Origin of the sequence: Streptomyces sp. A1136, assembly GCF_004795055.1 — a bacterium.
In the GTDB taxonomy this organism is placed as follows: domain Bacteria; phylum Actinomycetota; class Actinomycetes; order Streptomycetales; family Streptomycetaceae; genus Streptomyces.
Genome location: NZ_SSBJ01000014.1, coordinates 12167 through 27064, shown reverse-complemented (window position 1 = coordinate 27064; position 14898 = coordinate 12167). Strand labels below are relative to the sequence as shown.

General features: G+C 74.4%; 9 protein-coding genes. All 9 read left to right on the top strand.

The window, feature by feature from the left end; all coding sequences use genetic code 11:
* The first annotated feature begins 6 nt into the window (after positions 1-6).
* The 9 genes from E6R62_RS15555 (at position 7) to E6R62_RS15515 (ending at position 14890) form a co-directional block, all read left to right on the top strand.
* Positions 7-912 (top strand): class I SAM-dependent methyltransferase, encoded by a 906-nt coding sequence (locus tag E6R62_RS15555; RefSeq protein WP_168714066.1) that lies wholly within the window; start codon positions 7-9, stop codon positions 910-912.
* Positions 909-1118, top strand: coding sequence for an MbtH family NRPS accessory protein (locus E6R62_RS15550; protein ID WP_136214020.1), 210 nt, complete (start codon positions 909-911; stop codon positions 1116-1118). The genes E6R62_RS15555 and E6R62_RS15550 overlap by 4 nt, the downstream gene beginning before the upstream one ends.
* 51 nt (positions 1119-1169) lie before the next feature.
* A complete protein-coding gene (gene panD / locus E6R62_RS15545) occupies positions 1170-1586 on the top strand; it encodes an aspartate 1-decarboxylase (RefSeq protein ID WP_136214019.1) in 417 nt (138 codons plus the stop codon).
* Positions 1583-2413: a thioesterase II family protein gene (locus E6R62_RS15540; protein ID WP_276615588.1), complete on the top strand. Its 831-nt coding sequence runs from the start codon at positions 1583-1585 to the stop codon at positions 2411-2413. Before panD ends, E6R62_RS15540 begins: the two co-directional genes overlap by 4 nt.
* A gap of 132 nt (positions 2414-2545) precedes the next feature.
* Positions 2546-3388 carry a putative 2OG-Fe(II) oxygenase gene (locus E6R62_RS15535; RefSeq protein WP_136214018.1) on the top strand — a complete coding sequence of 281 codons (843 nt, stop codon included), beginning with the start codon at positions 2546-2548 and terminating at the stop codon, positions 3386-3388.
* A gap of 5 nt (positions 3389-3393) precedes the next feature.
* Positions 3394-4134: an SDR family NAD(P)-dependent oxidoreductase gene (locus tag E6R62_RS15530; protein ID WP_136214017.1), complete on the top strand. Its 741-nt coding sequence runs from the start codon at positions 3394-3396 to the stop codon at positions 4132-4134.
* 67 nt (positions 4135-4201) lie between these two features.
* On the top strand, positions 4202-5017 hold the full coding sequence (locus tag E6R62_RS15525) for a phytanoyl-CoA dioxygenase family protein (RefSeq protein ID WP_168714065.1): 816 nt from the start codon (positions 4202-4204) through the stop codon (positions 5015-5017).
* Entirely contained in the window at positions 5014-6120 is a 1107-nt protein-coding gene (locus E6R62_RS15520) for a zinc-binding dehydrogenase (protein ID WP_136214015.1), read from the top strand. The genes E6R62_RS15525 and E6R62_RS15520 overlap by 4 nt, the downstream gene beginning before the upstream one ends.
* A gap of 151 nt (positions 6121-6271) precedes the next feature.
* Positions 6272-14890 carry a type I polyketide synthase gene (locus tag E6R62_RS15515; protein WP_136214014.1) on the top strand — a complete coding sequence of 2873 codons (8619 nt, stop codon included), beginning with the start codon at positions 6272-6274 and terminating at the stop codon, positions 14888-14890.
* Positions 14891-14898: the final 8 nt, after the last annotated feature.

Below are 14898 nucleotides of genomic sequence, written 5' to 3'. Positions count from 1 at the left end.
ACCGCCATGACGACCCTGACCCAGCCCGCCGCCGCCGACCTCGCCCGGACGCCGGGCGCGGACCTGTCCCGCCCGTCCTCCTACTACAAGCCGGGCGAGCACCACGCGCCGGAGAACGAGATCCACCGCCTGCGCCAGCAGGTCGCCGCCTCCTGGGGCAAGGAGGCCCGCATCCTGCGCGAGTTCGGCCTCACCACCGACAGCGACGTCCTGGAGATCGGCTCCGGCCCCGGATACATCACCGAGCGCCTGCTGGAGGAGGTCCCCGACGGGACCGTCACCTGCCTGGAGCTGAACGAGGACCTGATCGAGCACGCCCGCGGCCACCTCGCCCCCGCCCGCCCCGAGCAGCTCACCCTGGTCCAGGGCTCCGTCCTGGAGTCCGGACTGCCGAGCGACGCCTACGACCTCGCGCACGCCCGCCTGGTCCTCCAGCACGTGCCGCACACCGCCGACGCGCTCGCCGAGATCCACCGCACGCTGCGCCCGGGCGGCCGCCTCGCCGTCATCGACGTCGACGACGCCCTCTGGGGTCTGCTGCACCCGCAGCCCGAACTGCCCGAGTTCGACGAGGTCGTGCGGCTGCGCATCGAGCTCCAGGCCGGCCGCGGCGGCAACCGCCTGATCGGCCGCGAGATGGGCCGGTTGATGCGCGAGGCCGGCTTCACCGACATCAAGGTCGAGGCCGTCGCCATCTCCAGCGAGGAGGTCGGCATGGACGTCCTGGCACCGCAGCTCGACATCCGCTCCCGGACCGCGGCGATGGTCGCCGTCAACCCCGCCGCCCAGCGCCCTTGCGAGGTGACCGCCGATGCCATGGACGAGTTCCTGGCCCGCCCGGACGCCTCGATGATGCTGGTGTTCTTCATGTTCTCCGGCACCAAGCCCGCCACCGCGGGCGGTGCCCGATGACCGCCCCCGCCGCCGCGTCGGCCTGGGACGTCGTGGTCAACCACGAGGAGCAGCGCTCCGTGTGGCCCGCGGACCAGGAGCCCCCAGCCGGCTGGGACACCACCGGATTCACCGGGACCCGCGAGGAGTGCCTGGCCCGGATCGCCGCCGACTGGACGGACCTGCGTCCGCTCGGCCTGCGCCGCCGGATGGCCGACGCGGGCTGAGGCCCGCACCCCCGCGCCCCCACCCACGCCACAGAAGGAGACGAGACAACCGTGTACCGAACCATGTTCAAGTCCAAGATCCACCGGGCCCGGGTCACCCAGGCGGACCTGCACTACGTCGGATCAGTCACGATCAGCGCCGAACTCATGGAGGCCGCCGACCTGCTGCCGGGCGAGAAGGTCGACATCGTCGACATCAACAACGGCAACCGGCTCTCCACCTACGTCATCGAGGGTCCGCGCGACTCCGGGGTCATCGGCATCAACGGCGCCGCCGCCCGCCTGATCAGCCCCGGCGACCTCGTGATCATCATCGCGTACGCCACCGTCACCGACGCCGAGGCCCGGCGCATCGAGCCCCGCGTCGTCTTCGTCGACGAGCACAACACCGTGCGCCACACGGGCTCTGACCCGGCGGACACCCCGGCCGGCTCGGGGTTGCTGCGCGGCGACCTCGTCGCGTCGTGACCGTCGCGAGCGCGCCCGCCGCCGCCGGCGGCGGGCGCACCCTGCCCGCGGAACACCCCGGGCCGTGGCTGCGCCGCTACCACGACAGCCCGGCCCGGGCCGAGGCCACCCTCGTGTGCCTGCCGCACGCGGGCGGATCGGCGAGCTTCTACTTCCCCTGGTCCCAGGCGCTCTCGACCCGGTACGAGGTCATCGCCGTGCAGTACCCCGGCCGGCAGGACCGGCACCGCGAAGCCTGCGCCGCGAGCATCGCCGAACTCGCCGAGGCGGCGGCGGCCGAGGTGGCCGCCGCCGTCCCCGCCGACCGCCCGTTGGTCCTCTTCGGCCACAGCATGGGAGCCGTCGTCGGCTTCGAGACCGCCCGGGCGCTGGAACGGCTCGCCGCCGCCGGCCCCGGCACCGTCCGCGCGCCGGACCTGTTCCTCGCGTCGGGTCGGCGCGCCCCCGCCCTCAGCCGGGACGACGGCATCCACCGGCTGCCCGACCGTGCCCTGCTCGACGAGCTGAAGAAGCTCGGCGGCACCGACCTGCGGATGCTGGACGACCCCGAGCTGTTCCAGCTGGTCGTCCCCACCATCCGGGCCGACTTCGCCGCGGTGGAGACCTACCGGCCGGCCCCGGACGCCCGGGTGGGCTGCCCCGTGGTCGCCCTCATCGGCGACAGCGATCCGCGTGTTTCGGCCGAACAGGGTGCGGCCTGGCGCGACCACACCGCGGGGGACTTCGCCCTGCGGGTCTTCCCCGGCGGGCACTTCTACCTCGCCGAGCAGCAGCGAGACGTGCTCGCCACCGTCACCGCGCACATCGACGCGCTCGCCGCCGGCTGAGCCTCGGGGGCGCCCCCAGAAGGCTTAGGGGCCGATAGGGGTGCAGCTTCAGGCCAGGCCCCTCGTACCGTCGAACTCGAGGGAAACGCAAAGAACATGCCGCTCTTCCTCGAGCGATCATCTGGAGAAACCGTGGCAGCAACCACCGCTTCGACGCGTGAGAACGTCAGCAGCAATCAGACACCCATCTACGTCCTCTTTGACGTGGAGACCGTGGAGAGCGCCGAAAAGCTCACCCGTGACCAGCTCGTCCGACTGGCCGCCGGAACCGTCGGCGCGATCCACATCAAGAGCTTCGGCAGCCCCGAGGAGTGCGGCACCGTCCTGCGCGGACTCGACAACGTCCCGATGGGCTCGTACGACGAGGAGATCGTATTCCCGCGCATTCCCAAGCTCGGCCCCGCCGCCTACGACCATTACGACGCCCACGGCCTCGGCGGCGCGTACTGGGAGGACGCCGAGCAGTCCGCCCTGCACCGCGCCACCCTCCTCGGCGGCGCCGACCCGCTCGACCTCGCCGTGGACCGGATCCGGGCCGCCTGGGGCGGCCCGATGGCCCCGGCCTCATGCGGCGGGCGGCCCATGTACGCCGGCATGATCCGTGAGACCACCGGCGGGATGAAAATGCACTGGGACGAGATCGCCCGGGAGCTCCCCGGCGCCCTCGACGACCCGGTCATCGCGCAGATCGGCTTCAACTGGTACCTCTCCATGCCGGAGGGCGGCGGCGCCACCCAGATCTTCCGCCGCCGCTGGCTCCCCACCGACGAGCGGGCCCGCGACGGGTACGGATACGCCGAGGAGCTGGCACAGGGCGAGCCGAGCGTCGTGGTCCGTCCCGGTCCTGGCGACGCGGTCATCTTCGACCCCCGCAACTACCACGCCGTACGCGGCAACGAGGGCCCCGGCCGGCGTGTCGCCCTCTCCTTCTTCATGGGCGTCGGCGCGGACGGCACCCTCCAGTACTGGTCCTGACCGCCATGGACCGACCCACAGCGGTGGTGAGCGGCGGCACCCGCGGCATCGGGCTCGCCCTGAGTCTGCGCCTCGCCGCCCTCGGACACCACGTCCACGCCCTCTACCAGGGGGACGAGGAGGCCGCGGACAAGGCGGCGGCAGCGGGCGGGGGGCTGATCGAACCGGTCCGCCTGGACGTCACGCGGCAGGAGCAGGTCGCGGAGGTGTGCGGGCGGATCCTCGCGGCCTCCGGCGCGCCCGCCGTCCTCGTCAACAACGCGGGAATCAACCGCGACCGCCCGTTCCTCGACCTCACGGACGAGGACTGGGACCGGGTGCTCGCGGTCAACCTCTCCGGTCCCTTCCGCCTCACCCGGGCGCTGGCCCCCGCGATGCTCGAAGCCGGCACGGGCTGCATCGTCAACGTAGGGGCCACCACGGCCATCCGGCCGCGGCCGAATGGCGCCAACTACTGCGCGTCCAAGGCAGGACTGCTGCAGCTGACCAAATGCCTGGCCCTCGAATTCGCCCCCCGGGTAAGGGTCAACGCCCTGATCCCCGGATTCACCGACACCCCGGAAGTCGTGGAACGGTACGGACTTCACGAACCGGCCCGGCGCGCGGAGATCCTGCGCTCCATTCCCTCCCGGCGTATCGGAACGGCGCAGGACATCGCCGACGCGCTGGAATTCCTGGTGACCGCCAAGAGCAGCTATGTCACCGGACAGCAACTCGTCGTCGACGGCGGGAATTTCATGGGATGACCCGCCGTGCCCGCAGGCGCGCGCCGGACCCCTGCCCCACGAAAACGTCTGGATGGAGAGACCCAGCATGCTTCTGACCCAAGAGCAGATCACCCGCTATCACCAGGACGGATTCCTGCTGCTGGAATCCGCCTTCGATCCGCAGGAGATCGACCGGCTGCGCGAGGCCTTCGCACGCGACTGTCTGATCCCGGGCCCACAGCGCGTGGCCGAGGAGGGCCGCGACGAGGTGCGCGCCGTCTACGCCTCCCACCAGCGCCAGGCGGAGTACGCCGGCCTCGTCCGCGACCCGCGCCTGCTCACCCCGGTGCGGCAACTGCTCACCGACGACGTCTACATCTACCAGTTCAAGATCAACGCCAAGCCGGCGTTCGGCGGCGAGAAGTGGTCCTGGCACCAGGACTACGTCGCCTGGCGGATCGCCGACAACCTGCCCGCCCCCCTCCAGGTCAACGCGGCCGTCTTCCTGGACGACGTCGACGAGTTCAACGGGCCGGTCATCTTCCTGCCCGGCTCGCACCGCTCCGGTCTGATCAACGACAGCCGCAAGGCCACCGCCAAGTCGACGCAGCACCTCGACCCCGACGACATCGCCCTCACCGAGCACCAGCTCTCCGGACTCGTCGCCGAACGCGGCATGGTCAGCCCCAAGGGCCGGGCCGGCTCCGTGGTCCTCTTCTCGCCCGAGATCGTGCACGGCTCCGCGCCCAACATGTCGCCGTTCCCCCGCCGCCTGCTGATCATGACGTACAACGACACCACCAACCTGCCGAGCTACCCGGACGGGCAGCCCCGCCCCGACTACGTGGTCTGCCGCGACACCGAGCCGCTGCGCGTCCTGGACGCCCCGTTCCTCGAAGCCCTCCAGGGAGCCGGAGCATGAGCCGCACCGCCCACGCCGTCGTCCTGGAGGAGTTCGGCGCGCCGCTCTCCCTGCGCACCTTCGAGGTGCCCGAGGCCCCCGCGGGCGGCATGGTCGTCGCCTGCCGCCACGGCGGGGTCTGCGGCACCGACCTGCACCTGGCCCAGGGCCACCTGCCCATCCCCACCCCGCTCGTCCTCGGCCACGAAGGACTCGGCACCGTCGAACAGTTCGGGCCGGGCACCCCGGCCCGCGACGCGGCCGGCCGCGAACTGCGCGTCGGCGACACCGTCATGTGGGCCTCCTCCATCGCCTGCGGCACCTGCGTGCCCTGCCGGCTGCACCGCGAGCCCACCCTCTGCGAGAACCGGCGGACCTACGGCGTCAACCGCCCCCTGGACGGGGGTTCGGAGCTCGCCGGGGCCTGGGCCGAGGCCATCGTGCTGCACGAAGGCGCCACCGTGGTCCGGCTCGACGACACCGTCGACCCGCTCGCCGCCATGGCGTTCGCCTGCGCCGGCCCCACCGTCGTGCACGCCCTCTACGAGCGTCGCCCGGTCCGCGTCGGAGAGGTGGTGGTGGTCCAGGGCGCCGGCCCCGTCGGACTGGCCGCCGCCGCCCTGGCCCAGCTCGCCGGGGCCGCCAAGGTGGTCGTGGTCGGCGGCCCGCAGGGCCGGCTCGACCTCGCGGCCAAGGCCGGCATCGGCGACGTGCACATCGACATCACCGGCCCCGCGGGCACCGAAGCGGCCCTGGAGCAGGTCCGCGAGGAAACCGGCGGCCGCGGCGCCGACCTGGTCATCGAGTGCGCGGGCGTGCCCGCGGCCGTGGCCCAGGGCCTCACCCTGGCCCGCCGCGGCGGCTCGTACCTGATCATCGGGCAGTACACGGACGCGGGGGACACCCTGCTCAACCCGCACCAGATCGTCTTTAGGCAACTGGACGTCGTGGGCTCCTGGGCCTTCACCGGCGCCCACCTGACCGAGTACGTGAAACTGCTGCCCGCCCTGACGGCCCGGTTCGACCTGCGGAGCCTGGTCACCTCCTACCCGCTGGCCGAGCACGGCGCCGCCCTCGCCGACGTCGCCGCCGGCAGCACCCTCAAGGCCGTGCTCTCCAGCTGAGCGCGCCCGCCGCCGTCCCGGCGGCGCCCACGGCGCCCGCGGCCCGCTCTGCCGGGCCGCCGGCGTCCCGCGGGCACACGGCCCCACCCGCACTCCCGCCGCGCCGTCACGCCCGGCCCGCCCTGCCCACCACGAGGGGACACGAGTTCACATGCTGACCGACGAGGGGACCGCCTCCCCCGACCACGCCGCCGACGGTGAGGCCATCGCCGTCGTCGGCATGTCCTGCCGGGTCGCGGGGGCGGACACGCCCGAGGCGTTCTGGCAGCTGCTCAGCAGCGGCACCTGCGCGGTGTCCCGGGACGAGCGGACCGGGCAGTGGGCCGGGTTCATCGAAGACAAGGACCGGTTCGACGCGGCCTTCTTCGGCCTCACGCCGCGCGAGGCCGCGGCCATGGACCCGCAGCAGCGTTTGGTGCTCGAACTGGCCTGGGCGGGGTTCGAGGACGCGCGCATGCTCCCCGACCGGCTCGGCGGCACCCGAACGGGTGTGTTCGTCGGCGTGATCAACGACGACTACGCCACGCTGGTGCGCCGTACCGGACCGGCCGCGATCTCCGGCCTGACCGCCACGGGCCTGCACCGCGCACTGATCGCCAACCGGCTGTCCTACCTGCTGCGGCTGCGTGGACCGAGCCTGACCGTGGACTGCGCCCAGTCGTCCTCGCTGGTCGCGGTCCACCTGGCCTGCGAGAGCCTGCGACGTTCCGAGAGTGACGTGGCCGTCGCGGCGGGGGTCAACCTCATCCTCGCCGACGAGAGCACCCTGGGCATGGAGTGCATGGGCGCGCTCTCCCCCGACGGGCGCAGCCACACCTTCGACGCACGCGCCAACGGCTACGTGCGCGGGGAGGGCGGCGCCACCGTCGTCCTCAAGCGGCTGGCCGACGCGCTGGCCGACGGCGACCGGATCCACTGTGTGATCCGGGGCGGCGCGGTCAACAACGACGGCGGCGGAGCCGGTCTGACCGCACCGGACCAGGCCGCGCAGGAGGAGGTACTGCGGGCCGCGCTGCGGCGGGCGGGTGTCGCGGCGCGCGAGCTCGGCTACGTCGAGCTGCACGGCACCGGCACGCCCGTCGGCGACCCGGTCGAGGCCGCCGCGCTGGGCGCCGTCCGAAGCGCCGACACGGGCGCCGCCGGCGGGACGGCTCCGCTCGCGGTCGGCTCCGCCAAGACCAACGTCGGCCATCTGGAGGGCGCTGCGGGCATCGTCGGCCTGATCAAGACGGCCCTGTGCCTGACGCACCGGCGCATCCCGGCGACCCTCCACCACGAGAACCCCCACCCGGAGATCCCCCTCGACCGCCTGGGCCTGCGGGTGACGACCGCGCTCACGGACTGGCCCGCCGTCGCGGCGGACCGACCGCGGCTCGCGGGCGTCTCCTCCTTCGGCATGGGCGGGACCAACTGCCACCTGGTCGTGGCCGAGGCCCCGGCCCTCCCCGCCCCGGCCGAGGCGCCGACGCGCGCACCGTTCGCCGGGGCCGTCACGCCCTGGCCCGTGTCGGGCCGTTCGGAGCAGGCGCTGCGCGCCCAGGCCGTACGGCTGCTCGACTTCACCCGCGACCGGCGCCCGCTCGACGAGGCAGACGTCGGCCACTCGCTGGCCGCGACCCGTACCGCCTTCACCCACCGCGCCGTCGTGCTCGGCGCCGACCCGGCCGGCCTCACGGCCGGACTGGCCGCGCTCGGCGGGGGCGAGGAGTCGGCCTCCGTGGTCCGGGGCACCGCCACAGGCGCCGGGAGCGGAACCGTCTTCGTCTTTCCCGGGCAGGGCGCCCAGTGGGCGGGCATGGGACGCGAACTGCTGGACACCTCCGAGGTGTTCCGCCGGGAGATCCAGGCCTGCGAGGCGGCGCTCGCCCCCTACACCGACTGGTCGCTGACCGAGGTGCTGCGCGGCGAGGGTGGGGCGCCGAGTCTCGACCGGGTCGACGTGGTCCAGCCCGCCCTGTTCGCCGTCATGGTCGCCCTGGCCGCGCTGTGGCGCTCCTGGGGCGTCGAGCCGGCCGCCGTGGTGGGCCACTCGCAGGGCGAGATCGCCGCCGCGTACGTGGCGGGTGCCCTGTCCCTCGACGACGCCGCCCGGGTCGTGGCCCTGCGCAGCGCCGTGATCGCCCGCCGGCTCGCCGGCCGCGGCGGCATGGCCTCCGTCGCCCTGCCCGCCGCCCAGGTGGCGGAGCGCCTGCACGGCCCTTACGCGGGCGTGGAGATCGCAGTCGTCAACGGCCCCGCCGCCACCGTCGTGTGCGGCGACCCGGCTGTCCTCGACACCCTCGCCGCCGAGCTGGAGCGCGAGGAGATCCGCGTCCGCCGCATCGCGGTCGACTACGCCTCGCACTCCGCCTACGTCGAGGAGATCGAGGAGGAGGTGTCGGCCGCCCTCGCCCCACTCGCGCCCGGGGTACCGCGGATCCCGTTCTACTCGACGCTGCTGGCCCGCCGGATCACCGACGAGCCGCTGGACGCCGGCTACTGGTACCGCAACCTGCGCGGCACCGTCCGATTCCAGGACGCCGTCGAGGCGCTGCTCGCCGACGGCCACACCGCCTTCGTCGAGACGAGCGCCCACCCCCTGCTGACCCCGGCCGTCGAGGACACCGCCGAGCGGGCCGGCGTCCCGGTCGCCGCCGTGGGCTCCCTGCGCCGTGAGGACGGCGGCCCCACCCGCTTCCTCGTCTCCCTCGCCGAGGCGTGGACCCGGGGCCTCCCCGTCGACTTCACCGCCGCGTTCCCGGGCGCCCGGCCCGTCGACCTGCCCACGTATGCCTTCCAGCGCGTGCGGCACTGGCTCCCCGAACTGGACGCCGCCGCGCCGCCCGCGCCCCTACTCCGGTCAACGGACCGCGACCGCGACGACCCGGGGAACGCGCACGAAGCGGGGGACTCGCGGGAGAACGGGCTGCGCCGCGAGCTCGCCGCCCTCCGGCCCGCGGAACGGGCGCGCCGCGTCCTGCACCTCGTCCGCTCCACCGCCGCCGCCGTGCTCGGCCTGGACGGGGCCGCCCGGGTCGATCCCGCCGTCACCTTCAAGAACCAAGGCCTGGGCTCCCTCACCGCCGTCGAGCTCCGCAACAAGCTCCAGGCGCTGACCGCTCTCAAGCTCTCCACCACGCTGGCCTACGAGCGGCCCACCCCGCAGGCGCTCGCGGACCACCTGCTGGAGCGGTTCGGCGATGTCGAGCAGAGCTCCGACGGCCCCGCCGCCGAGCTGCCCGCGCCCCACGCCGGCGGCCCGACCGCGGTCGCCGCCGAGGAAGACCCCGTCGTCATCGTCGGCATGGGCTGCCGCTTCCCCGGCGGCGTCGAGTCCCCCGAGGATCTGTGGCAGCTGGTCGCCGAAGGAGCCGACGCCATCGGCGCCTTCCCCACCGACCGCGGCTGGGACCTGGAGACGCTGTACGACCCCGAGCCCGGTACACCAGGCCGGTCGTATGTCCGCGAAGGCGGATTCCTCCACGGCGCCGCCGAGTTCGACCCGGGCTTCTTCGGCATCTCGCCGCGCGAGGCCGTCGCCATGGATCCCCAGCAGCGACTGCTGCTGGAGACCGCCTGGGAGGCACTCGAACGGGCCGGCATCGACCCGCACCGCCTTCGCGGCAGCGACACGGGTGTGTTCGTCGGCGCCATGGCGCAGGACTACGGCCCCCGCCTGCACGAGCCCGCGCAGGGTTCCGAGGGGTACCTGCTGACCGGCAGCACCACCAGCGTCGCATCCGGCCGGATCGCCTACACGCTGGGCCTGGAGGGGCCCGCCCTCACGATCGACACCGCCTGCTCCTCGTCCCTGGTCGCCCTGCACACCGCCTGCCAGTCCCTTCGCACCGGCGAGACCTCCCTCGCGCTGGCCGGCGGTGTGTGCGTGATGTCCACCCCGGGCATCTTCGTCGAGTTCGGGCAGCAGCGCGGACTCGCCCCCGACAGCCGCAGCAAGGCGTTCTCGGCAGCGGCCGACGGCACCAGCTGGGGAGAGGGCGCCGGCCTGGTCGTCCTGGAACGGCTCTCCGACGCCCTACGCAACGGCCACCGTGTCCTGGCGGTCGTCCGCGGCTCCGCGACCAACCAGGACGGCGCCAGCAACGGCCTCTCCGCCCCTAACGGCCTCGCGCAGGAACGGGTGATCCGGCAGGCCCTGGCGCAGGCGGGACTCACCACGGCGGACGTCGACGTGGTCGAGGCGCACGGCACCGGCACCCGGCTCGGCGACCCGATCGAGGCCCGCGCCCTGCTCGCCACCTACGGCCAGGGACGGTCGACGCGACGGCCCCTGCTGCTCGGCTCGTTGAAGTCGAACATCGGGCACACCCAGGCCGCCGCAGGCGTAGGGGGTGTCATCAAGATGGTGATGGCCATGCGCGAGGGCGTCGCCCCGCGCACCCTGCACCTCGACGAGCCCAGCCCGCACGTCGACTGGTCCGCCGGCGCGGTGGAACTCCTGACGGAAGCCGCCGACTGGCCCCGGACGGGCCGCCCGCGCCGGGCCGCCGTCTCCTCGTTCGGCATCAGCGGGACCAACGCCCACGTGATCCTGGAACAGGCTCCCGCCGACCGCGTCGCGCCCGCCGAGCAGGCTTGTGCACCCGCGCAGCCGCGCCCCGACGGTGTTCCGGCCGCGCTGGTGCTCTCCGCCCGTACCCAGGAGGCACTGCGCGCCCAGGCAGCTCGGCTGGCACAACGACTCGCCGAGGCCCCGGTCGCCGACCCCGCCGCGCTCGGCCACGCGCTCGCCGAAACCCGGACCGCCTTCGAGCACCGCGCCGTGGTCGTCGCAGCGGGCCTGGCGGAACTGGAATCCGGCCTGGCCGCACTCGCCGGGGACGGCGAGTCGGGCACCCTGGTCCGGGGCGCCGTCACCGGCCCGGCCGCGGACGGCCCCGTCTTCGTCTTCCCCGGCCAGGGCGCCCAGTGGGCCGGCATGGGCCGTGAACTGCTCCGCCAGTCAACCGAGTTCCGCCGGGCAATCGAAGCCTGCGAGGCGGCGCTCGCCCCGTACACCGACTGGTCGCTGACCGAGGTGCTGCTCGGCGCCGAGGGCGCGCCCTCCCTGGACCGGGTGGACGTCGTCCAGCCCGTCTCCTTCGCCGTGATGGTGTCGCTCGCCGGACTGTGGCGCTCCTGGGGCGTCGAGCCGGCCGCCGTGGTGGGCCACTCGCAGGGCGAGATCGCCGCCGCGTACGTGGCCGGTGCGCTCACTCTCGACGACGCCGCCCGGGTGGTGGCCCTGCGCAGCCGAGAGATCGCCGGGCGCCTCGCCGGCCGCGGCGGAATGGCCTCGGTGGCCCTGCCCGCAGCCGAAGTGCGCGAGCGGATCGCCGCCTGGGGCGGACGACTGGGCGTCGCCGCCTTCAACAGCCCCACCTCGACCGTCCTGGCGGGCGAACCGGCCGCGCTCGCCGAGTTCGTGGAGGCATGCACCGCCGACGGCGGCAGGGCCCGCCTGATCCCCGTCGACTACGCCTCGCACTCGCAGTACGTCGAAGCCATCGAGGACGGCGTGCTCCGCGCCCTGGCGCCGGTGTCGCCGCGACCGCCGCGCATCCCCTTCTACTCGGCGCTGCTGGCCCGCCGGATCACCGACGAGCGGCTGGACGCCGGCTACTGGTACCGCAACCTGCGCGGCGCCGTCCGCTTCCAGGAGACCGTCGCCCTGCTGGCGCGGGAGGGTCACGACACGTTCGTCGAGGTCAGCGCCCACCCCGTGCTCTCCACCGGCATCCAGGAGACGGTGGAGGAGGCCACCGGCCTCGAACCCCGCCTCGTGGTCGGGTCGCTGCGCCGCGACGACGGCGGACTTGACCGCTTCGCCGCCTCCGCGGCCGAGGCGTGGGTCCGCGGGCTCGCCGTCGACTGGTCCCCGTTGCACGGCAGTCCGGCCGGCCCCGCCACCGAACTGCCCACCTACGCCTTCCAGCGCGCGCGGTTCTGGCTGGACCGGCCGAGCCCCGCCGCCACGCCCGCCGGCCTCGGCCTGGACGGCGTTGGCGGACACCCCTTCCTCGGAGCCCGTCTCGACCTCCCCGACGGCGGCCCGGTGGTCCTCACCGGCTCCCTGGCGCTGCGCGAGCACGGCTGGCTGCGCGACCACGCGGTCCTCGGCACGGTTCTGCTGCCCGGCACGGCCTTCGTCGACCTGGTGCTGCACGCCGGCGCCGCGGTGGACCACGCCGCCTTGGACGAGCTGGTGCTCCAGGCGCCGCTGGTACTGGGCGAGGAGGGCGCCGTACAGATTCAGGTCGTCATCGGTGACGCCGACGCGTCCGGCCGCCGACCGGTCGCCGTCCACTCCCGCCCCGAGGCGGGGGAGGGCGGCGCCGCGGACCCCGCCGACCGTCTGTGGACCCGGCACGCGCAGGGGTGGCTCGCGGCGGACGCCGGCCCCGTTCCGGCGGCCGAGTCCGCGTGGCCACCCGTCGGGGCCGAACCGGTCGACATTGCCGGCCGCTACGGCGAACTGACGGCGCAGGGTTACGAGTACGGACCGGCCTTCCAGGGGTTGCGCGCGGCCTGGCGGCGCGGTGAGGAGGTGTTCGCCGAGGTGGTCCTCGCCGAACCGGACTCCTCCAGTGCCGGGTTCGGGGTCCATCCGGCAGCCCTGGACGCCGCGCTGCACGCCTTGGGCCTGCTCGGTCGCGCCGGTCCCGCGGACGCCACGGCCACCGGCAAGCCGTTGCTTCCGTTCGCCTGGAGCGGCGTACGGCTGCACGCCCACGGGGCCACCGCGCTGCGTGTGCGGCTCACCCCCGCGGGAGACGGCGCGGACACCGACGCTGTCACGGTCCTTGCCACCGACATGGCCGGACAGCCTGTGGTCGGCATCGACTCCCTGGTGATGCGGCCGGTGGAACCGGAGCGGTTGGCGGCCGTGGCCCTCCGCGCCGACCCGCTGTTCACGGTCGAGTGGGCTCCCGCCCCGCTCGACCTGCGCTCCGCCCAGGCGGGCACCCACGTGGTGCTCGGCGCCTGCGCCGGGCTGCCGGGCCTCGGCCGGGCCGCCGGGTACGACGGGATCGCCGCCCTGCTCCGGGCCGTGAACGCCGGCGCCCCCGCCCCCGACCTGATCTTCGTACCCGTCACCGCGGACGGGACCGCGGACGGGGCCGACCCCGGCGGCGCCGCCCGGCAGCTGACCCGCGACCTGCTCGCCACCGTGCAGCAGTGGCTTGCCGAGGACCGGCTGGTCGGGAGCCGCCTGGTCGTGGTGACCCGGGGAGCGGTGGCCACCGACCCGCAGGCCGGCATCAAGGACCTCGCCGCCTCGGCGGCCTGGGGTCTGATCCGCTCGGTCCAGACCGAGTTCCCGGACCGATGCCTGCTGCTCGACACCGACACCGGCACCGGCACCGGCACCGGGAGCGACACCGGCACCGTCGACCTGGCCGCGCTCGCCGCCGCCGCCTTCGCCCGAGGCGAGTACCAGCTCGCGCTCCGCGACGGCCGGGGATACGCACCCCGCCTGGTCCGCCCGGAGCCGGGCGGCTCCCCCGTCGCCCGGCCGCTGGAGTCGGACGCGACCGTGCTGGTCACGGGCGGCACCGGAACCCTGGGCGCGCTGGTGGCCCGTCACCTCGTCACCGAGTACGGCGTACGGCGCCTCCTGCTCACCAGCCGCCGGGGACCGGCGGCTCCGGGCGCGGCCCGACTGGTGGCCGAACTGGCGGACCTCGGGGCCCGGGCCGAGGTGGTGTCCTGCGACGCCGCCGACCGTACGCAGTTGGCGGCGACGCTCGCCGCGGTGGACCCCGCGCACCCGCTGACCGCCGTCGTGCACGCCGCCGGGCTGCTCGACGACGCCACCGTCACGGCCCTCACCCCGGACCGGGTGGACCGGGTGATGCTGCCCAAGGCCGACGCTGCCTGGAACCTGCACGAGCTGACCCGCGACCTCGACCTGACCGCCTTCGTCCTCTTTTCCTCTGTGGCGGGTGTCCTCGGTCTCGGCGGCCAGGCCAACTACGCCGCCGCCAACGCCTTCCTGGACTCCCTCGCGCACCTGCGCCGGGCCCAGGGCCTGCCCGCCGTCTCCCTCGCCTGGGGCCTGTGGGAGGAGGCCAGCGGGATGACGGGGCGGCTGAGCGCGGCCGACCTGGCCCGGATGGCGCGCGCGGGCATCGCCCCACTGGCCTCGGCGGACGGCCTGCGGATGCTGGACACCGCATGGGCGGAGGCCGGCAACCCGCTGCTCGTACCCGTGGCCCTGGAGACCTCGGCCCTGCGCGCCCGCGCCGCGGCCGACGGCACCATCCCGCCCCCGATGCTGCGCGGCCTGGTCCGCGTCGCCGCGGTCCGCCGCACCGAGGCGGCCCAGGCGGCGCCCGAACGGTCCCCGGCCGGGGGGCCGGGCCTGGCCGAGCGGCTGGCGGGACTGGACGCCGACGAGCGCCGGCACACCGTGCTGGACCTGGTCCGGCGCAGCGCTGCCGTGGTCCTCGGCCACGGCTCGCCCGAGACCGTCGAACCCGAACGGGCCTTCTCCTCACTCGGCTTCGACTCCCTCACCTCGGTCGAGCTGCGCAACCGGCTCAACGCGGCGACCGGGCTGCGGTTGCCGACCACCCTGCTTTTCGACTGCCCCAGCCCGGCGGCGGTCACCGAACGGATCCTGACGCGGCTCACCCCCCAGGACCCGCCGTCCGCCCCCGCCACGGCCGCGGCGGTGACGCCCCCGGTCTCCGTGCCGGCCATGGACGAACCCGTGCTCGCGGCCATCGCGTCCGCGAGCGACGACGAAATCTTCACGTTCATCGAAAGTGAACTCGGTATCTCATGAGGAGTGTT

What these genes read in the sequence shown, in the direction of transcription:
- E6R62_RS15555 (WP_168714066.1), top strand. Translation starts at nt 7, where the DNA reads ATGACGACCCTGACCCAGCCCGCCGCCGCCGACCTCGCCCGGACGCCG.
- E6R62_RS15550 (WP_136214020.1), top strand. Translation starts at nt 909, where the DNA reads ATGACCGCCCCCGCCGCCGCGTCGGCCTGGGACGTCGTGGTCAACCAC.
- E6R62_RS15530 (WP_136214017.1), top strand. Translation starts at nt 3,394, where the DNA reads ATGGACCGACCCACAGCGGTGGTGAGCGGCGGCACCCGCGGCATCGGG.
- E6R62_RS15525 (WP_168714065.1), top strand. Translation starts at nt 4,202, where the DNA reads ATGCTTCTGACCCAAGAGCAGATCACCCGCTATCACCAGGACGGATTC.
- E6R62_RS15520 (WP_136214015.1), top strand. Translation starts at nt 5,014, where the DNA reads ATGAGCCGCACCGCCCACGCCGTCGTCCTGGAGGAGTTCGGCGCGCCG.
- E6R62_RS15515 (WP_136214014.1), top strand. Translation starts at nt 6,272, where the DNA reads ATGCTGACCGACGAGGGGACCGCCTCCCCCGACCACGCCGCCGACGGT.